Genomic DNA, 17,540 nt, shown 5'->3' with positions numbered 1-17,540 from the left:
GATCTCTGCTGGGTCTACAGCCGGGAAGCGGACCCTCTCAGGGCACACATTGGCTCGCAGGCGGCCGCGAAGCGTCACCGCGCGCCTGGTTCCGTAGCGCGCCCTTATGCGAACGGTCCATCCAAGTTGGTAACGTCCGCTTACGGGATGCCGTTACAGCTCGATGAATGACCGGGATGGGCGCCAAGCCAACGGCCGGTTTTACAGACATCGGCGACTCGGCAAGACATCATCTGGCCGAAAGCCGCCGGTCCGCTTCTGAGGTCAGCCGCCGGAAAAGCGGACCAACTCCTATCGACCCAAGCCGGTCGGGCAGGCTCGTGTGACAGCCGCCGGAAAGCGGACCGCGGTATCTTTCGCCACGGATGGCAGCGATTGTGCCCATGCGATAGAGGGTGCTTTTGCAGGCGGCTTGCATTTTGGTCCCCTGGGCGGACGAGAACTTCATCGGGGAGGCGTGCTCGAACCGCCTCGGCTGGCTGTCTTGGCTTCGGCGGTCACTTGCCATGCCTCTTCAGCCACGCTTCCATGTCGGAGATCTCCGTGACCTGGTCGGCAATGATTTTCTTGGCCATCGCCCTGGTGGCGGGATCCCTGGCATGCTTCAGGGCGACCCTCGCCATGGCGACCGCGCCTTTGTGATGCGGGATCATGTGGGCGTAGAAGTCGACGTCGGGGTCGCCGATATAGGGAATGTCCATATCCTTCATCATCGCCGTGTCGGCGGCCTTGAATTCTCTGGTCGAGGCGTCGTCTTTCGCGTCTGACTTCGTCGAGCCCATCTCCATGCCGACCATTGAGCCGTGACCGTTCACGCCCTGCGCGAGGACTGGGCTAGCCACCCCGGTCCACAGCAGAGCGACAGCGAGAAGTGCGGGGTTGTGGGTCATGAGTTTTCCTATCCGGGGTAGGAGCCACTCGAACTTACCGCTGTTGGTCGCGCCTTCCGGGCTGGCGAGTTGCACCGCGTCGTTCGAGCTGTCGCCAAGTGCGGGGCATCGCCGGTTGCGTGGCTACCGTCGGCCGGGTCCAGGGGCGCTTGAATGGGCCTGCCTCGTATTTCGAAGATGGGGCGTCTTGACGTCGGTCGTCGCAAACGGCTTCCAATCCTCAATTAACAAAAGCGATGATTTCGAATTGCAGAGTTTTATCGATCCTGTCCGTATTAGAAGCAAGATGCTGAAAAACTGGATTTTAATTGCCGGACCAAAGCTGGTTCTCAAGGTGCGTAGCGCGTAAAGACAAAATCATTGTCTGACGATACGCGAGCATGGCATGGCGCGCAGGTAATCATTAGCTCTTCGCTCCGGTTGGGCTTGCCACCTTCGAATTGGCCGTACCCCCATCCGCCCGTATCGGCGAATTTTTTAGAGTCCTTGACGCTGAATTGCACGTTCGTCGGGGAGCCGGGAACAAACGATTGCGTTTGGCCGAAAACCGCGTCGTTTTCGTCGGACGACACATACTCCCACGCCAACCGCGCGATAATGGCGCCATCCGGGAATGGGCGCGTCCCTTCCCGATATGCCTTGACCGCGATGTCGTTTCCAAGAACGGCACGAATGTCGTTGAGCTTACCCGCTTCGTGCGCCACGCTGATCAATTGCCAATCGCGGTACCCTGCAGGAAGTCTGATGCCGAAGATCGGAGCAGCATCGTCATCAGCACTTCCAGCCGCCAATGGAAGAAGGACCATGATGCAGCCGCCCATGATGTATGCACCGAGGCGAAGAGATGCCGTTCTCATGGTGTTCTCCCCCTGAACCCTATGCTGAACTATTTCTCGATTGACGCCGCTCCGGCGGTTGACGTCAGATCCGTGTGGCGGAGTCTTGAGGCCGCCATGCTCGACCTAAAGCGCTCCACGTGGTTTCGCCGGGTCGGTTCCGGAAGCCTGAAGCACGCAGGCCTCCACCAGCCGCGAGAGAGCCTCCGCGGCACGCCTCGGATTGCCGTCGGTCAAGCCGTGACGCTCCGCCAGCCACAGGGGGTCGTCGTAACCGACCCAAGTCCGATCCGCCGGATCACACCACACGAGGGCGCGTAAAGGCAGGTCAACGCCGATGGTTTGGTTTGCCTGCATCAGAGGCGTTCCGCCTTCCGCCCTGCCGAACACCAGCAATTGCGTCGGCCGCAGATCGAGCCCCGCCTGGACCGCCGCGGCCGCATGATCCAGTCGGAGGAACACCGTCAGGCCGCGCTCCGCCACGGCGCCGACAAGGTTGTCCATGGTCTCGCCGGGCTGGAACCGGCTCTCATGCTCGATAAAACCGGCCGTCATGGGCGAGGCTCCCTGTCCCAGCGGGCCGCCACCTCGTCCATTTTGGCGGCCAGCTCGCTTGGGGTCAGGATGCCCTTCGCGAACAAAATATTGGCGAACGCGGCGATCCACCGCTCGTAGTAGCTGAGCGCACCGACCATCTCGGCTCCAAGCGCCTCGACCCCCCTACGCTTCTCCTCGGTGTTGAGAATCTTGTAGAAGTCGAGCACGTCGGCGAGGGCGTGACACCGCTTCTCCCAAGGCTCAAGTTCGTGTTCGACCCGCTGGATGTGCCCACCGTCCAGGCCTCCGATGTCGTTCGGCAGCCGCTTCAGCAGCATCTCGGTCTGGGTCATCGGTCGGCTCCAGCAATTGGAAGCTTGACGGGCGCGACGCCGATCATCGTGTCGCGCGTGACAAGGGCAGCCAGTTCCTCCTCGCCCCAGCCTTCCGTTTCTGCCGGCCGCCGCGGCAGGACGAGGTAGCGGACCATCGCGGTCGAGTCGCTCACCCGGATCTCGACGTCGTCAGGGATGATGGTGCCGAACTCTGCCAAAACCGCGCGCGGCTCGCTTACGGCACGGGACCGGAAAGGTTTCAGCTTGTACCAGTCGGGCGGAAGTCCAAGAACGGGCCGAGGATAGCACGAACACAGCGTGCAGACGATCAGGTTATGCACCTGGTCGGTGTTCTCCAGCGCGATAAGCCCGGTGTCGTCGTAGAAGCTGATTCCGAGCTCCTCGCAGGCGGCTCGGCCGTCGGCGAGGTGACGTTCCTTGAAGTCGGGGTCGACCCAGGCCCGCGCGACAACCTTGGCGCCGAGAGCGGGGGTGCGCGAGTCCAGGACTTCGATCTGTCTCCGGATCTCGTCCGCGCCGATGAGGCGATGCTCGATCAGGAGTTCCCGCACCGCGGTCTCCATAATCTCGTAGTAGCCGGGTCGTCCCGTGTGGACGATCTCCGAATGGGGGTGATCATGCCCGTGATGATCAACGTTCGGATCCCCGCGCGCGCTCATTCCCCCATCCTCTCAAGCCAGGTCTCGAACACTTCGATGTGCAGGCTGTCGCGCGACGAAGCCGCATAATCGGGCCAGAGCTGCGCCATCGCGAAGGCGACGCGGTAGTAGTGCAGCCTCGAACCGGCGTTGCGCCCGTACGCTTCCTCCTCGTTGTCGATGCCGGCCGGTTCGATGACCTTCTCGATCACACCTTCACGACCACGCAGGTACAGCGGCACGCGATAGTGCCCGACCGGAGAGCGCTTCGCGATCCTGACACCCTCGCCAACCTTGAAGCTGGGCGTCTCACCCAAAGCCCATACGATGCTCTGGTCCCGCTCAGTAGCTGTCATCCCTGGCGTCCGCTCGGTCGGCATCTTCTGAAAGGTAGCGGTAGCCAGCGCCGTCCCGCTCGGCGAAACCCACGCCGGGATAGGGCCAGTGATAGCCGAGAAGCATCGTGTGCTCGCTCGCCGCGCGGTCCAGCAGGCATTCGCGGCTGGCGATGGCCTGCCCGTCGTCGGCGTCGAAGCCGAACGTCCACCTGGGATTTGGGAAGAACACGGATGGCGTCGTGACGACGTCGCCGGCGATTATCAGCCCGTCTCCTCCGGCCACCTCGAAGGAGAGGTGGCCCGGCGTGTGACCCGGGGTCGCCATGGCTCGGATCCCGGAAATCACCTCGTCTCCGGGGCGCACCATCGTAACCCGGTCGCGTACGGCTGCGTACTGGCGACGGGCCCCGATCGCGAACGGCCGCTGAGCGTCAGGCAGCTTCGTCCAGACGTCGTCGTGGTTCCAGAAGTCCCACTCGGTCGCGCCGGCATAGTAGGTGGCATTGGGGAAGCGCAGAGCACCGTCTGCCAGGACGGTCCCCCAGATGTGATCCGGGTGACCGTGGGTGAGGACCACCTTCGTAATGCTGCCGGCGTCGATGCCCGAGGCCGCGAGGTGCCGAGAGAGTTGCCCGAGACCCGGCTGGAACCCCACTCCGCCGGTATCGAACAGGATCAGCTCCTCACCGGTGCGGACTAGGGGGATGTTGGCCGCCGGCTCGTAGATTTCCGAGCGGATACCGGCGCCCTCCAATGCCGCGCTTCGGTCTGCCGCCGGCGCTTCAGGGGCCAGCAGTGTCGTAGGCAGTACCAGATGCCCATCGCTGAGGACCGTGACTTCGTAGGAGCCATGCCTGAAACGATAAGGCGCTCGCCTCGCCACTTCCGAGTGAGCGCGCTGTTCGGGAGTAACTGCGGAGTGCACGGACCGGCCGTCCGTAGTGTCCTCCTTCCCAGTCATATCGCGGTCCCCGATCCCGGGCCACGAACGTGGCTGACGCTGGCTCCGGGCGATCCAAGCTGCCTCATTCGCCCCTGCGCCTCGGCACAGATCCGGTCGCGGAGCTCCGGGTCGTCGGCAATCTCAGCGCTGGTAAAGCGCGGCGTGATGTGTTGCTGGCAGTTCCAATCGAACGCCTCGACCCTGATCAGAAATGCACGTTCGATCACGGCCCGATAGCCAGGCGGAGCGAGACGGTCGACCTGTTCGGAAGCGTCGCTCCTCTCGACGCCCCGCATGCGGCCGAACAGCTTCAGGCGGCCCCGGCTTGGATAGTCCATCAGGAACAGCGAGACACAGTCGTCGACGGCGACGTTTCCGGTCGTCACGTACTGCCGATTGCCACGGTAATCGGCGAACCCCAGGTCAGCCTCGCCTATGACCCTCCGGAAGCCTGCAGGACCGCCGCGGAACTGCACGTAAGGCCAGACGGTCTGCGAGACCGTCGCGATGTAGAAGCCGTCGCGTGCCGCGATGAACGCGCGCTCGCCCGGACCGAGCCGCGCGCCGGGCTCATCGAGCGCGTCGTACCGCGCGTAGAGATTCCGGCTTCCCTGCGCCTCTTGAACCGCCCTCACCGACTGCGTGAAGGCGATATCCGAGTACCTGCGGCCCATATTGCCTCCTCCCCGTCAAATCGTCCTCGCTTGGATCCTCCGGCGCAGTCGCCGACTCCGATTTCCATTTGGCCGTACTCGCTCAGACACCTTCGTGAACTAGGCGGGTGAACAGCGCTGGCGTGATGACGAACTGGCCCCAGACTTCGTCGAAGGGTGCCGTGGGTCTCGCCGCCACGATCTCTTCTAGTGATCTTCCCTGCGCCTTCAGCGCGGCGACCTTGTCCCGCACCGTGACGAGCATCTCGTGGAACCGCTGCAGCCCCACGCGGTCGCTGACGGGAAAGCCGTGGCCGGGGATGACGACAGTTTTCTCGTTCGCTTGGGCGAGATTGACTTCCGCGGCGCGGATGCTCCCGTCGATGCTACCGCCGGTCGAATAGTCGATGAAGGGGTAGACGCCGTTCCAGTACGTGTCGGCGACATGCAGGACGTCAGGCTCCTCGAAGTGAACCGAGATGTCGCTGTCCGTGTGGGCGGGCCCATAGTAGCGCAACGCCAGGTTCGCGCCGTCGAGGCTCAGGCGGTGCTCTGTTGCGAAGACCTCGGTCGGCAACGCCGCTTCCGGAAGCGGCACGAAGTCGAAATCCCAGTCCTCGACGCGCTGCGTGGCCGAGAGGTGCCGGCGCGTGTTCTCATGGGCGATGATTCTCGGAGACAGCTCGTGCAGCCAAGCGTTCCCGTCGGCGTGATCGAAGTGCCAATGCGTGTTGATCAGGTGCGTGACCGGTTCGGGGCCGAGCGTCGCGAGCGCTGAGGCGACCTGCGGGCGCGACACGGCGATGCCGGTGTCGACGAGGACCTTGCCGGCGCGGCCCGCGAGAACCGCGATGTTGCCGCCAGATCCTTCCAAGACCGCGATGTTGCCGTGGAGATGGTGGACCTTGATGGCAGCCTTCGCCGCCTCGAACTTGATCGTCTCGACGATACCGCGCGCTTTAGCGAAGGATTGCCTCGGGGAGAGCCACGTTCCATTCGCCCCGAATGTCGTATCCGGCATGCCACAGAGGCAGAGGCCGCTATGGGAGAGCTGAAACTGAGATGACGGCATCACCCGGCTCTCCTTCTCGCGGGCGCGCCGCTATGACGCCGACAGGTAGTCGCGGAGATCGACGTTCACGCGGTCCTTCAGCGTGGTGCACAATCCGTGGGGAGCGCCTTCGTAGACCAGGAGCTTTGCGTCCTTGATCATCTTCGCGGACCGCCTCGCCGAGGCTTTGATCGGCACGATTTGGTCGTCGCCGTGGAGCACCAGCGTCGGGACGTCGAAGCGTGCGAGATCTTGCGTCAGGTCGGTCTCAGAGAATGCCTTGATGCAGAAATACGACGCGGGATAGCCCGCCATCATGCCCTGCAGCCAGAAGGCCTCGCGTACGCCCTCGGAAATAGCTGCACCGGGTCGGTTGTAGCCGTAGAACGGCAGGCTCAGATCCTTCCAGAATTGCGACCGGTCAGCCTGCACGGAGGAGCGGAGAGCGTCGAACGCCTCGATGGGTGTCCCATCCGGATTATCGACGCTTCTAAGCATCAGCGGTGGGATTGCGCCGATCAGAACGGCCTTCGCGACCCGCTCCGTGCCGTGCCTGCCGATGTAGCGGGCGACTTCGCCACCTCCCGTCGAGTGGCCGACATGCACGACCTGTCGTAGGTCGAGAGCCCGGACCAGCGCGGCCAGGTCGTCCGCGTAGGTATCGAGGTCGTTGCCGGCCCAGGGCTGGCTGGAGCGGCCATGACCACGTCTGTCATGCGCGATGCAGTGGTACCCCTGGCTGGCGAGGAAGAACATCTGATCCTCGAAGGCGTCGGCGCTGAGAGGCCAGCCGTGGCTGAAGACCACGGGTTGCCCCTCGCCCCAGTCCTTGAAGTAGATCTCGGTGCCGTCCTCGACCTTGATCGTGCCCATGCGCCGTCCCCTCGCGTGCCATCCGCACCTCAGTGGCCGCCTACCTCACGGTCGAGGAACTTTCTGATCATGGGCGCCATGACGTCGAGCTTGTCTTCAAGGGCGAAGTGCCCGGTATCGAGCAGATGCAGCTCAGCTTCGGGCAGGTCCCTCAGGTACGGATGTGCGCCATCGGCTGGGAAGATGGTGTCGTTCCGGCCCCAGACGATCAGCGTCGGCGGCTTGCGCTCGCGGAAGAAGGCCTGGAATTGCGGGTAGAGCGGTACGTTGGTGCCGTAGTCGCGGAAGAGATCGAGCTGGATATCCCTGTTGCCCGGCCTGTCGAGCAGCACCTGGTCGTGCAGCCAGTTGTCCGGATCAATCCGGGAGATATCGGCTACGCCGTCGAGGTACTGGAACTTCGTCGTTTCCGGCGCCACGAGGAAGGCGAGAGCGTCACGCCGTTCCGCGGTATCCTCGCGCCAGTAGGCCTTAATGGGATCCCAGAACTCCTTCAGGCCTTCCTCGTAGGCGTTGCCGTTCTGGACGACCAGCGCGCTGACACGTTCGGGATGCTTGAGGGCGAGCCGATAGCCGACCGGGGCACCGTAATCCATCACGTACATCGCGTAACGGCCCGCCCCCAGTTGGGAGAGAAGCCCATCGACGAGGTCGGCGTAGTGCGCGAACGTGTATGCGAACGTCCGATGATCAGGAGCATCGCTGCCGCCGAAGCCCGGATAGTCTGGTGCGATGACGCGGTAGCGGTTCGCGAGGAGCGGGATCAGGTTGCGAAACATGTGTGACGAGGTCGGGAAGCCGTGCAACAGCAACACGACCGGTGCGCCCGCCGGGCCGGCTTCTCGGTAGAAGACGTTCACGTCCTCGACCTTGGCGGTGCGGTAATGGGTGACCGGAATGCTGGCTGGATCAGTCACGTAGCCACCTTCGCATCGAACCACTCAATCGAAGTTAGCGTATTGTGATCGACCGCAGAATGCCTAAGCTGCGGAATCCTTGATTTCGCGGGGCGGAACAATGATTGACCGTCTCGATGCAATGCGGGTGTTCGTCACCGCCCTGGACGACGGCAGCCTCGCCTCCGCCGGCCGACGCCTCAATCGCTCACCCGCCGCCGTGACGCGGGCCATCGCCGCCCTTGAGAGTCACGTTGGAGTTCAGCTCCTGCACCGGACGACCCGACGGCTGCAGTTGACCGAGGCTGGCAAGCAGTACGCTGCCGTCTGCCGCAGGGTGCTGACGGACTTAGGTGAAGCCGACCTCGCCGTTGCCGGACATCGGGCTGCCCCGCAGGGCGTCCTGACCGTCACCGCCCCCGTGATGTTCGGGACACGTGTCCTGCGCCCGGTCGTGGGTGAGTTCCTAAAAGCATATCCCGCGATGCAGGTCCGATACCTGCTGCTCAATCGGATGACGAGCCTCCTCGACGAGGGCATCGACGTCGCGCTCCGGATCGCCCCGCTGCAGGATTCCAACTTGATAGCGATACGCATCGGCGAGGTGCGCCGCGTTCTGTGTGCATCGCCCGACTACCTGGCTGGCCGGCCGCCGATCATGTCCCTGTCCGATCTGGCGCAGCACGACTTCATCGGCATCGAGCCCACGAGCCCGGAGGATATATGGAGCTTCCCCCCCTTGGATGGAGGCAGGGTTTCCCGCACGGTCCGGGTCAAGCCGCGCCTGATGGTCAACACCGACGAGGCCGCCGTCAGCGCGGCGGTCGACGGTGAGGGCATCGCCCGGATCTTCTCCTACAAGATCCAGCAGGAAGTCTTCGGCGGCAGCTTGGTCGTCCTACTTCCCGAGGACGAGCCGCCTCCCGTGCCCGTACATCTGGTCACGCTACCTGATCGGCTGTCGCTCGCTAAAGTGCGGACCTTCATGGACTTCGCCGCCGTTCGCCTTAGGGCCGACTTCGACCGCACCCCGCCGCAACCCGAGGACCGACGTTCCTCCCGGGAACGGCTCGACGCCGAGGTCTCGCGCCAGCGATTGACGCCGAACCGGAATGGCGCCGGCCGGCTATCGGGAAGTCCGTGACCGGTCGATGCGTGGATTTCGCGGCGTGCCGCCCATTCACCGCCTCAATCGCGGGTCGTCCTGATTGACGCGGCTGCGCAGCGTGAAGACCCCGCTTCCGGACAGGATGGCACTCCGGGCGAGGAGACGGCCGCTCTGCCAGTTCGACAGCCCGAGCTCGGGGTGGTTCAGGGCATATTGCCCGTCGACCCATCGGGTGAACCCGTCGCTTACGAAGGGCGCGTTCACCGTGTCGTAGAAGCGCCGATGCGCCTCCGGGTCCCGACTGATCAACGATGCGGCGAAACGCGGGCTGTGGCGATTAAACAGCGCGACCGCGTGATCGAGATCATCCACGATCTTCAGGCTGACCTCGGGCGTGTCTTCCCATTCCCACTCGTGGCCGAGATCATCCTCGGACTGGATCTCCGTCAGTGGCTCGGTGCGTTCGCCCTCGGCGCGCCGGACGCGGACGGCGGCGGTGCGCCAAGCCTCCGGCAGGACGGTCTCGTCGCCTGCCGCCACGTGAAGTTTGCATCCGAAGCCGCGTGCGCGGCCGGCGGCGTCCAGGGCCGACAGGAAAACCGGCACCAGATCCGCCACCCGGGCGCGATGGATGCAGCACACATTCAGCGTGTTGCAGACCTTTCGGTCCAACGAGGCTTCGACAGCCGCAGAGAAGCGCTCCGCGTCCGCATCGCGGTCGGCCACCATCCACGCACCACCGGTTCCGTGCAGGCTGACCGCCGTGCCGGCCTGCCGGGCGACGCTCCCGAGCTGCGCTACGGCCCGACCCGAGCCGCGCGCCACCGCCAGCGAGAGCCGGCGGTCCGCAAAGAGCGCCCAACCGGTCGACCGTTCCGGGCTCTCGACGAGCGAGATGGCTCCGGGTGGTAAGCCGGCCTCATCGAGCGCGGGCACGAGGGCGTGCCGCATGATGGCCTGTGCGGTGCCGAGTGCGTCGCTGCCGATGCGGAAGACGGCCGTGTTGCCGCTGCGCAGGACGCCCGCTGCATCGGCGAGCACGTTCGGGCGTCCCTCGAAGACGAAGCCGACTACCCCGAGCGGTGCCGCCACCTGCTCGATGGTCCAGCCGGTATGGACGATGCGTTCGACGACCCGACCGCGCAGCGTCTCGCTGTCACGCCACGCTCGCAGGCCCGCGATCATGTCCTGCCGCATCCGGTCGGTGGCGACGAGCCGGGTCGTCGAACGGCCACCGCCCTGGGCGCGCTCGACATCCTGCCGGTTCGGCTCGGCGATGGCAGTCCAAGCCGAAGGGTCTTCGAGGAGCGCGGCGAAACGGTCGAAGAACCGCTCGATTGCCTTGTCCGGTATGGCCGACATCGCCATGAAGGCGGCATGCGCACGGTCCACTGCGGCGGCGGCCACTGCGATCTGAGCCGCGGGGATATGCAGGAGGTCTCCGGTCTCCTGCAGGACCAGCAGATGGTCGCCGGGCTGAAAGGCAGCCGCAAGCTCCGGCGTGACCACGGTCACGCGGTCCCCGCCGAAAGGCACAGGCGTTCCCGATACGAGGCGCTCGATGGTGGTCGTCATGGGAGCGGGCATAGGGCGATCTCGGTGTGGAAACCAAGCCGTGCCGTCGTGGAAAACGACCACCCAATAGAGCGGTGTGGCCACGGTGGGCGCGCCAAGGGCCTCTTTTCCGATCCGAGGGGATCCGGCCGACGGGATGAGCACGGCGCCGGCCTCACCTTCCCTGGAAGGCGGTGACCCAACTGCAGCAAACGTCTCGCCGAGACCCGCGCGCTCATGGCTTTGACCGGCGAGATTGCTGACGGGACGCGCCTTTGGCGCGAGCCGCAATCGAGCGTCCCGCTTCGTCGCGACCGGACTGTTCGAGACCCGTGATCAGGATATCGACTAGACGCATGGCCGACTGCCTCCGGTCCGGGCCAGAGCTGATGTTGGCTACGCTGGCCACCGCCCGCAGCAGGTCGAGCGGCTCCATGCCGAGTTGGATCTCGCCCGCGGCGACCGCGCGGTCGCACAACATGGCCATCGACTGCTTAATCTGGGCGCCGGACGCGGCATACAGGCCGGCCGGTCCGTCCGTCATCGCATTGAGGGCCTCCGACATGCCTTGCTTGGTCGCCATGTAGTCGACGAACACCAGCATCCATTCCCGCAAGGCCTCAGTCGGGGAACGGGTGGCTGTGAGCCGCTCCGCGGCCTCGGCGAGATGGGCTGTCTCATTCCTGTAGACCGCCTCGATCAGGGCGTCGCGGGTCGGGAAGTGGCGGTAGAGCGTGCCGACTCCCACGCCTGCCGCGCGCGCGATCTCCTCCAGGCCTGCGGACGCGCCCTTCTCGGCGAAGGTCGCCTTGGCCGTGTCGAGTAGCCGGGCGCGATTGCGCTGGGCGTCGGCACGCGGGCTGCGGGCTGGCGGACGAGGCTCCTCTTCGTCCACGGGCGAACCCCTCTTGCTAAACGGAGGATCCCTCCGTATTTAAACGGAGGCAACCTCCTCTTACCGATTTAAATGCCGGCGAACAATGGCTTCGCGGGCGACGGGCGAGGTGTGTCCACCGGCAAGGAGAGCAACATGGCCGCATCATTCGGGGCGACCTCGACCACCGACGAGGTGCTCGCGGGCGTCGAACTCAACGGAAAGCGCGTGCTCGTCACCGGCGTGTCGGCGGGGCTTGGCGTGGAGACGGCCCGCGCCCTCGCCGCGCACGGGGCGCAGGTCGTCGGTACGGCGCGGGATCTCGCCAAGGCCGAGGCGGCGACTGCCATAGTCCGCGATCAGGCAGCGCATGGCGGAAGTCTCGAACTGGTCGCGCTCGACCTCGCCTCGCTGGCGAGCGTGCGTGCCTGCGCCGACGCGCTGCTGGCGGACGGCAGACCGTTCGACGTCGTCATCGCCAACGCTGGCGTCATGGCCACGCCGCTGGGTCGAACGGCCGACGGTTTCGAGACGCAGTTCGGCACGAACCATCTCGGCCACTTCGTCCTCGTGAACCGGATCGCGTCCTCGATCCAGGACGGCGGTCGGCTGGTCATGGTCGCCTCGGCCGGTCATCGCTACGCGGAGCCGGATCTCGACGACCCGGGCTTCGAGCACGCGCCCTACGACCCGATGGTCGCGTACGGGCGCTCGAAGACGGCCAACATCCAGTTCGCCGTGGAGTTCGACCGGCGGTACAGGACGCGCGGCGTGCGGGCGACGGCCCTGCACCCCGGCGGCATCCAGACCGAGCTCGGCCGGCATATAGGCCAGGGCGCCGTCGCCCAGTCGGTCGAGCGGATCAACGCCGACCTCGCTGCGGCCGGCAAGCCGGCTTTTGCGTGGAAGACCATCCCCCAAGGGGCTGCCACGTCGGTTTGGGCGGCCTTCGTGGCGTCGGCGGAGGCAGTCGGCGGCCGCTATTGCGAGAACTGCCACGTGTCCGAGATCACCGACGGGCTGATCACCCCCGTCAGCGAGGGCGTGCGCTCCTACGCGCTGGATCCCGAACGCTCGCGCGCGCTCTGGGCGAGGAGCGAGGACTTGGTGGACGAGCGTTTCTGACATTGCAACTAGGCAACTTCGAGCCAGACCTAGCCGAAGATCGGATGTCCGCATTGCTGCGCTTACCGCTTAAAAGCAGACCGTCTTAAATCCTGAAGAGTTTCGGGCGCCGTCAGGCGTACGAAAGTCGTGGAAGAACGAACCCGCGGGATGGCGGGCGCAGAGTTATGGGGATTTTGGCAGACCGTCGTCCCCAGCGAGGGACGGAAGGCGCGTGATTACCAGCGCCTGGGTGCCTGAGCGCTCCTGGATTGCTCGGTCTCCGGTGTTTGCCGGAGCGCGACAGGTCGGGCGACAGGGTTTGTGAAGACCATTCTGGCGTTCGGCACGCGGAGAGGCGTGCCCCGAGATGCGCCTCCTCGGATGTGTGGTGGTGCCAGGCCATGCCGGGTCATGGCGTACACGCCCGGTTCGGCGCGGGGCTGAACGGCGGCCCACGCGGCTGGTACCAGCCTGCGAAGGAGCCGACGGTTCTCATGGGACCGCCGCAGCGGGGGCAAGGCGGTCGAGCGTCGGTCGCAGCGTCTCGGGTGTCCGGTTCAGGGTCGGTGGATCGCGGCGGGGCCGGTGTGCCGAGGATCGTGCGGATGTGGGCCAGAGCGTCCTTCCGGTTCGAGCCGGCGAGGAAGCCGTAGTGCCGGATGCGGTGGAAGCCGCGCGGCAGGACATGGAGGAGGAAGCGCCGGATGAACTCCGTGGCGGACAGGGTCATGACCCGCGCCTGCCCGGCCTCGGGGCGGCGGTAGTCCTTGACGCGGAGGCTGACGTTTTGCCCATCGAAGGCAAGGATGCGCCGGCCGGAGATGGCCACGCGGTGGGTGTAGCGCGACAGATAGGCGAGGACGGCCTTCGGTCCGGCGAAGGGCGGTTTGGCGTAGACGACCCAACGCTTCCTGCGCACCGGGGCGAGCGCGCGGACGAAGGCCTTGGCGTCGGAGAGTGGGGCCAGGGTGCCGAAGAAGACGAGCGTTCCGGCCTCGTGGAGGGCGGCGAGCCCTTCGAGGAACAGGCGGCGGAACAGCATGCCCAGCACCCGTACCGGCAGGAGGAAGGCAGGGCGTGACGAGACCCAGCGGGTCCCGTCCGACGAGCGGCCGCCGCCGGGCACGATCATGTGGAGATGGGGATGGTGGGTCATGGCCGAGCCCCAGGTGTGGAGCACAGCGGTGAAGCCGATGCGGGCACCGAGGTGCTTCGGGTCGGCGGCGATCCGCGTCAGGGTCGCGCTCGCGGCCCGGAACAGCAGATCGTAGACGGCGGCCTTGTTCTGGAAGGCGATGGCAGCGATCTCGGCCGGCAGGGTAAAGACGACATGGAAGTAGCCGACCGGGAGAAGGTCGGCCTCGCGCGCGGCGAGCCAGTCGCGCGCCGCCGCGCCCTGGCAGCGTGGGCAGTGCCGGTTGCGGCAGGAGTTGTAGGCGACGCGCAGGTGGCCGCACGCGTCGCAGCCCTCGACATGGCCGCCGAGGCTGGCCGTGCGGCACTGCTCGATCGCCGCCATCACCTTCAGCGCGGCCAGGTCCAGGTGCCCGGCGCCAGCGGCGCGATAGGCGGGACCGGCGGCACGAAAGACGTCGGCCAGCTCGATCGCGGCGGGCATCGCCTCAACCCGGTGCGGGTCCCTCCCCATGGAACAGGGCGAGCCTGTCGAGGGGGCTCGTCACGGCCCGCACCGTCCGGGTGGCGACCTTGGCGTAGAGCGCCGTCGTGTCGAGCCGGGCGTGTCCCAGCAGCACCTGGATGACGCGGATGTCGCCACCGTCCTCCAGGAGGTGGGTGGCGAAGGAGTGGCGCAGGGTATGGGGACCGACACGCTTGGGGATCCCAGCCGACCGGGCCGCCTCCACCACGATGCGGTGAAGCTGGCGCGTGCTGATCGGCCGTTCCCAGTCCTGTCCGGGAAACAGCCAACCCTCGCGATGCAGGACGCCCTGCCGGTGTCCCTCGGTCCACCAGCGCCGCAGGAGACCCAGGAGATCGGCGGACAGCGTTGCGGTCGCGGCCGCCTTTGCCGCGCTCGACCCGCAGGAGCATGCGCGTCGAATCGACGTCCGCGATCTTGAGCGCCGCGACTTCGGCCACCCGCAGTCCCGCGCCATAGGCCACCGACAGGGCCGCCAGATGCTTGAGGCAGACCGTGGCGCCGAGCAGCCGGCGCACCTCGTCGGCGGAGAGGACGTCGGGCAGCGGGCGCGGATGGTTGAGGCGGACCAGCCTGCGGGCGAGATCGGGCCGCTCGATCGTATGGACGAAGAAGAACCGCAGGGCCGAGACGATGGCATTCATCGTCGGCACCCCGAGGCCGACCTCCTGCTGCGCGATCTGGAAGCGGCGCAGGTCGTCGACGGTCGCCGTGTCGGGCGAGCGCCGCAGGAACGTCGCCAGACGCCCGACGTCGCGGAGATAGTTGCGCTGCGTCTCACGGGAGAACCGACGCAGGGTCATGTCGTCGACCAGGCGCTGTCGCAGCGAGCCGACGGCAGCGGCGGGAACGGTAAGGATGGTCATGGGATGGCTCCACTCGGATGAAGGGAGCCACGATCGTCCGCCCAGGCCAGGCGACGCTCAATCAGCGCAGGGCGCTCGTCTCAATCTGCAAACCTCGAAGCTGCCACCCATCCCGCGTAAGCGGGTTCGTTCATCCAGCCATCTGAGACGTTCAGGCGGGCGCTTCGTGGTGGCAGTTGCTGGCCGAAAGCCGCCTGTCCGCTTCGGAGAAAGTCGTTCGAAAAAGCGGCCATCCTGCTTACGACCCAACCTTGCCATTCAGATAAAATTCCGCTTGGTCCGTAAGCGGCCGTTGATGCTTCTGTCTTGGTCTTCCCCGTCTGCACATGCCCTATTCGATTTAAGGTGCATGCCAAGCGCACTGATCGAAGCTCGGCCTTTAAGTGGCAGGGGCGTCCCTCTCTATTTTGACGTCAAGGCTACCTAGAAAGGTAATGATGCTATCGGCTGCCGCTTGAGGAGCCTCCCGGGCTGGGAAATGGCCGACACCGTCTAAAACCACCCGCTGGTAGCCGTTCGCGAAGTAACGCTCTTGGTCTTCCGACTCCCCCGGGGGGTCGCATCGATCCGCACCGCCTTGGATCATCAGCGTGGGCACATGGAGAAGTTCCATCGCGTCGACTGCGTCGCGCAGGGACGTGTAGCGCGGGTCCAGTTCCTCCGGCTTCCAGCGGCTCCGATAGCCATGGAGCGTGATTGCAGCCCAGTCCGGATTTCGGAAGCTGCCCGCCACGGCCGCGAACACCGCTTCGTCGAACCAATCCGTCGGTCCCCAAGTGTCCCACTGGATGCGCGCGAAGCTCTCCGGATCGTTCCGTACCGCCGCCGCGCCGGCGTCGGTCGTCATGAACCACTGGTACCACCAGCGTCGGCTCTGCTCGAACGACGGCGTGGCGAAGCGCCCACGCGGCGCATAACCGATCGCAAGCGATGTGATCGAGGATACCCGCTCCGGCGCGAGCGCCGCCAGGATGTAGGCCGCCCGGCCGCCCCAGTCGTGGCCGACAACCGCGCAGCGGTTCCAGCCGAGTGCGTCCATGAGATCGAGAGCGTCCTGGGCAATCGCCACGCCGGTCCCATCGCGGGGGGTCTGGTCAGCAAGAAAGCGTGTCGGCCCGAAGCCGCGAAGCCAGGGGGCGACCCAGCGATAGCCGTTCTCCTCCAAGAGCGGTGCGATGCCTCGCCAGCCGGTGGCGTCGTCCGGCCATCCGTGCAGGAGCAGAACCGGTCGACCATCTCGAGGGCCTCCGCTCTCGAAAGCGATGTCGAGAAGTTCGGTCTGGATATGGTCCACCGCAGTGCTCCGTCTTCCGCCTCAGTGAATTGCCCCGGCGGCGGCCAACCGCCGGAAGCAGACATCGTCAAGGCATCCTGCGGATCAGAGATGCGAGAGACCTCCGTCGACGACGATCTCCGTGCCAATCATCCCGGTGTGCCGCCGAGGTCGGGATGACCGGCGAAGGCGGCCGCCAGCAGGGTCACAAAGCTGCGCACCTTGCTGGCGATGTTGCGGTTGGCGGGATAGGCGGCGTGCACTGGTATGACCGGCAGACGCCAGTCTGTCAGAATCGGCACGAGCGTGCCCGCGCGGATTGCCGGACCGAGCACGAAGGCGGGCTCCAGCGCGATACCTGCCCCGGCAAGGGCGGCGGCCAGCAGCGTTGGGCCGTTGTTGCATTCCAGAAGGGGCAGAATCGACACGTCGGCCACCTCACCGTCCCGCTCGAACCGCCACTTGCGGCCCCAGCGCAGCTCGGAGAAATGAAGGCAGGCATGCGCCGCGAGGTCCTGCGGGGTCGCCGGCCGGCCACGGCAGGCGAGGTAGGCTGGAGATGCGCAGGCGATCAACGGGGACGCACCGATCTGCCGCGTGACCAGCGTCGGCTCGACCGTAAGCGCACCGCGGATCGCTAGGTCGAAACCCTCCCCGATCAGGTCCACGGCATCGGTGGAAAGCTGAAGGTCGATCGACACGGCCGGGTTCTCGGCGAGGAAGCGCGCGATCACCGGGGCGACGTGATCAGGTCCGAGGTCCGGAGGCGCTGCGATCCGCAGACGGCCGACCGCCTCGGTCTGGAAGGCCGTTGCGGCTTGCCCGGCATCCCGCACACGATCTTGGATGTCGGCGAGAGCCGCTCTGTAGGCCGACCCGGCTTCCGTCAGCCGTACGGCGCGCGTGGAGCGCTGCAGCAGTTGAACGCCCAGCCGCGCCTCCAAGGCACGGATCTGCGCACCGACGGCGGAACGCCCCATTTCGAGGTCTTCGGCTGCCGCCGTGAAGCTTGCCCGCTCGGCGACGGCGAGGAACGCCATGATGCCGGCCAGTGGATCGGTCGTCTTCATGTGGCCGCGGATCCGCC

Annotated in this window: 18 protein-coding genes and 1 pseudogene; 2 read left to right on the top strand and 17 right to left on the bottom strand. The window is 65.9% G+C overall.

Annotated features, from left to right (window positions below; translation table 11 throughout):
- Positions 1 to 497 precede the first annotated feature (497 nt).
- The 11 genes from copM to ACYQPG_RS30585 all read right to left on the bottom strand — a co-directional run bounded on the left by copM (position 498) and on the right by ACYQPG_RS30585 (position 8,032).
- Entirely contained in the window at positions 498 to 890 is a 393-nt protein-coding gene (gene copM, locus ACYQPG_RS30635; protein WP_461232700.1) for a CopM family metallochaperone, read from the bottom strand.
- Positions 891 to 1,219: 329 nt separating this feature from the next.
- Positions 1,220 to 1,747 carry a cytochrome P460 family protein gene (locus tag ACYQPG_RS30630; protein WP_461232699.1) on the bottom strand — a complete coding sequence of 176 codons (528 nt, stop codon included), beginning with the start codon at positions 1,745 to 1,747 and terminating at the stop codon, positions 1,220 to 1,222.
- A gap of 105 nt (positions 1,748 to 1,852) precedes the next feature.
- Positions 1,853 to 2,281 (bottom strand): DUF302 domain-containing protein, encoded by a 429-nt coding sequence (locus tag ACYQPG_RS30625; protein ID WP_461232698.1) that lies wholly within the window; start codon positions 2,279 to 2,281, stop codon positions 1,853 to 1,855.
- Positions 2,278 to 2,616, bottom strand: coding sequence for an SH3-like domain-containing protein (locus ACYQPG_RS30620; RefSeq protein ID WP_147898821.1), 339 nt, complete (start codon positions 2,614 to 2,616; stop codon positions 2,278 to 2,280). Before ACYQPG_RS30620 ends, ACYQPG_RS30625 begins: the two co-directional genes overlap by 4 nt.
- Positions 2,613 to 3,278 (bottom strand): nitrile hydratase subunit alpha, encoded by a 666-nt coding sequence (locus ACYQPG_RS30615; RefSeq protein WP_461232697.1) that lies wholly within the window; start codon positions 3,276 to 3,278, stop codon positions 2,613 to 2,615. The genes ACYQPG_RS30620 and ACYQPG_RS30615 overlap by 4 nt, the downstream gene beginning before the upstream one ends.
- Positions 3,275 to 3,613, bottom strand: coding sequence for an SH3-like domain-containing protein (locus ACYQPG_RS30610; protein WP_147852767.1), 339 nt, complete (start codon positions 3,611 to 3,613; stop codon positions 3,275 to 3,277). Before ACYQPG_RS30610 ends, ACYQPG_RS30615 begins: the two co-directional genes overlap by 4 nt.
- Positions 3,600 to 4,349 (bottom strand): MBL fold metallo-hydrolase, encoded by a 750-nt coding sequence (locus tag ACYQPG_RS30605; protein ID WP_461232696.1) that lies wholly within the window; start codon positions 4,347 to 4,349, stop codon positions 3,600 to 3,602. Before ACYQPG_RS30605 ends, ACYQPG_RS30610 begins: the two co-directional genes overlap by 14 nt.
- A gap of 203 nt (positions 4,350 to 4,552) precedes the next feature.
- The gene (locus ACYQPG_RS30600) at positions 4,553 to 5,212 is read right to left on the bottom strand and encodes a pyridoxamine 5'-phosphate oxidase family protein (RefSeq protein WP_461232695.1); all 660 of its coding nucleotides are present in this window, start codon (positions 5,210 to 5,212) and stop codon (positions 4,553 to 4,555) included.
- Positions 5,213 to 5,294: 82 nt separating this feature from the next.
- Positions 5,295 to 6,263, bottom strand: coding sequence for an MBL fold metallo-hydrolase (locus ACYQPG_RS30595; RefSeq protein WP_461232694.1), 969 nt, complete (start codon positions 6,261 to 6,263; stop codon positions 5,295 to 5,297).
- Positions 6,264 to 6,293: 30 nt separating this feature from the next.
- Positions 6,294 to 7,115: an alpha/beta fold hydrolase gene (locus tag ACYQPG_RS30590; protein ID WP_461232693.1), complete on the bottom strand. Its 822-nt coding sequence runs from the start codon at positions 7,113 to 7,115 to the stop codon at positions 6,294 to 6,296.
- A gap of 29 nt (positions 7,116 to 7,144) precedes the next feature.
- On the bottom strand, positions 7,145 to 8,032 hold the full coding sequence (locus ACYQPG_RS30585) for an alpha/beta fold hydrolase (protein WP_461232692.1): 888 nt from the start codon (positions 8,030 to 8,032) through the stop codon (positions 7,145 to 7,147).
- A 100-nt stretch (positions 8,033 to 8,132) separates the two neighbouring features.
- On the opposite strand from ACYQPG_RS30585, the gene ACYQPG_RS30580 reads away from it, so the two are divergent.
- Positions 8,133 to 9,155, top strand: a complete 1,023-nt coding sequence (locus tag ACYQPG_RS30580; protein ID WP_461232910.1) for a LysR family transcriptional regulator — start codon at positions 8,133 to 8,135, stop codon at positions 9,153 to 9,155.
- Between the two features lie 36 nt (positions 9,156 to 9,191).
- Here the strand turns inward: ACYQPG_RS30580 and ACYQPG_RS30575 are convergent, their stop codons facing one another.
- Positions 9,192 to 10,778, bottom strand: a complete 1,587-nt coding sequence (locus ACYQPG_RS30575; RefSeq protein WP_461232691.1) for an aldehyde dehydrogenase family protein — start codon at positions 10,776 to 10,778, stop codon at positions 9,192 to 9,194.
- Between the two features lie 130 nt (positions 10,779 to 10,908).
- A complete protein-coding gene (locus tag ACYQPG_RS30570) occupies positions 10,909 to 11,568 on the bottom strand; it encodes a TetR/AcrR family transcriptional regulator (protein ID WP_461232690.1) in 660 nt (219 codons plus the stop codon).
- Positions 11,569 to 11,703: 135 nt separating this feature from the next.
- Here ACYQPG_RS30570 and ACYQPG_RS30565 point away from each other — a divergent pair, with 135 nt between their 5' ends.
- Positions 11,704 to 12,672, top strand: coding sequence for an SDR family NAD(P)-dependent oxidoreductase (locus ACYQPG_RS30565; protein ID WP_461232689.1), 969 nt, complete (start codon positions 11,704 to 11,706; stop codon positions 12,670 to 12,672).
- A gap of 391 nt (positions 12,673 to 13,063) precedes the next feature.
- On the opposite strand, the gene ACYQPG_RS30560 is transcribed toward ACYQPG_RS30565, so the two are convergent.
- From ACYQPG_RS30560 to ACYQPG_RS30545, 4 genes and pseudogenes are all read right to left on the bottom strand, one after another.
- Positions 13,064 to 14,272, bottom strand: a complete 1,209-nt coding sequence (locus ACYQPG_RS30560) for an IS91 family transposase (protein ID WP_461232688.1) — start codon at positions 14,270 to 14,272, stop codon at positions 13,064 to 13,066.
- Between the two features lie 4 nt (positions 14,273 to 14,276).
- Positions 14,277 to 15,180: pseudogene (locus ACYQPG_RS30555) on the bottom strand (tyrosine-type recombinase/integrase).
- Between the two features lie 379 nt (positions 15,181 to 15,559).
- Complete coding sequence (locus ACYQPG_RS30550) at positions 15,560 to 16,474, bottom strand: alpha/beta fold hydrolase (RefSeq protein WP_461232687.1); 915 nt, start codon at positions 16,472 to 16,474, stop codon at positions 15,560 to 15,562.
- 128 nt (positions 16,475 to 16,602) lie between these two features.
- Positions 16,603 to 17,523: a LysR substrate-binding domain-containing protein gene (locus ACYQPG_RS30545; protein WP_461232686.1), complete on the bottom strand. Its 921-nt coding sequence runs from the start codon at positions 17,521 to 17,523 to the stop codon at positions 16,603 to 16,605.
- Positions 17,524 to 17,540: the final 17 nt, after the last annotated feature.

Source organism: Methylobacterium sp. CM6246 (assembly GCF_054818005.1).
Note: the sequence above shows the minus strand (reverse complement) of the source record. Positions and strands in the feature narration are given on the sequence as shown.

What these genes read in the sequence shown, in the direction of transcription:
- ACYQPG_RS30560 (WP_461232688.1), bottom strand. Translation starts at nt 14,272, where the DNA reads ATGCCCGCCGCGATCGAGCTGGCCGACGTCTTTCGTGCCGCCGGTCCC.
- ACYQPG_RS30610 (WP_147852767.1), bottom strand. Translation starts at nt 3,613, where the DNA reads ATGACAGCTACTGAGCGGGACCAGAGCATCGTATGGGCTTTGGGTGAG.
- ACYQPG_RS30620 (WP_147898821.1), bottom strand. Translation starts at nt 2,616, where the DNA reads ATGACCCAGACCGAGATGCTGCTGAAGCGGCTGCCGAACGACATCGGA.
- ACYQPG_RS30625 (WP_461232698.1), bottom strand. Translation starts at nt 2,281, where the DNA reads ATGACGGCCGGTTTTATCGAGCATGAGAGCCGGTTCCAGCCCGGCGAG.
- copM (WP_461232700.1), bottom strand. Translation starts at nt 890, where the DNA reads ATGACCCACAACCCCGCACTTCTCGCTGTCGCTCTGCTGTGGACCGGG.
- ACYQPG_RS30595 (WP_461232694.1), bottom strand. Translation starts at nt 6,263, where the DNA reads ATGCCGTCATCTCAGTTTCAGCTCTCCCATAGCGGCCTCTGCCTCTGT.
- ACYQPG_RS30630 (WP_461232699.1), bottom strand. Translation starts at nt 1,747, where the DNA reads ATGAGAACGGCATCTCTTCGCCTCGGTGCATACATCATGGGCGGCTGC.
- ACYQPG_RS30545 (WP_461232686.1), bottom strand. Translation starts at nt 17,523, where the DNA reads ATGAAGACGACCGATCCACTGGCCGGCATCATGGCGTTCCTCGCCGTC.
- ACYQPG_RS30590 (WP_461232693.1), bottom strand. Translation starts at nt 7,115, where the DNA reads ATGGGCACGATCAAGGTCGAGGACGGCACCGAGATCTACTTCAAGGAC.
- ACYQPG_RS30580 (WP_461232910.1), top strand. Translation starts at nt 8,133, where the DNA reads ATGATTGACCGTCTCGATGCAATGCGGGTGTTCGTCACCGCCCTGGAC.
- ACYQPG_RS30565 (WP_461232689.1), top strand. Translation starts at nt 11,704, where the DNA reads ATGGCCGCATCATTCGGGGCGACCTCGACCACCGACGAGGTGCTCGCG.
- ACYQPG_RS30615 (WP_461232697.1), bottom strand. Translation starts at nt 3,278, where the DNA reads ATGAGCGCGCGCGGGGATCCGAACGTTGATCATCACGGGCATGATCAC.
- ACYQPG_RS30600 (WP_461232695.1), bottom strand. Translation starts at nt 5,212, where the DNA reads ATGGGCCGCAGGTACTCGGATATCGCCTTCACGCAGTCGGTGAGGGCG.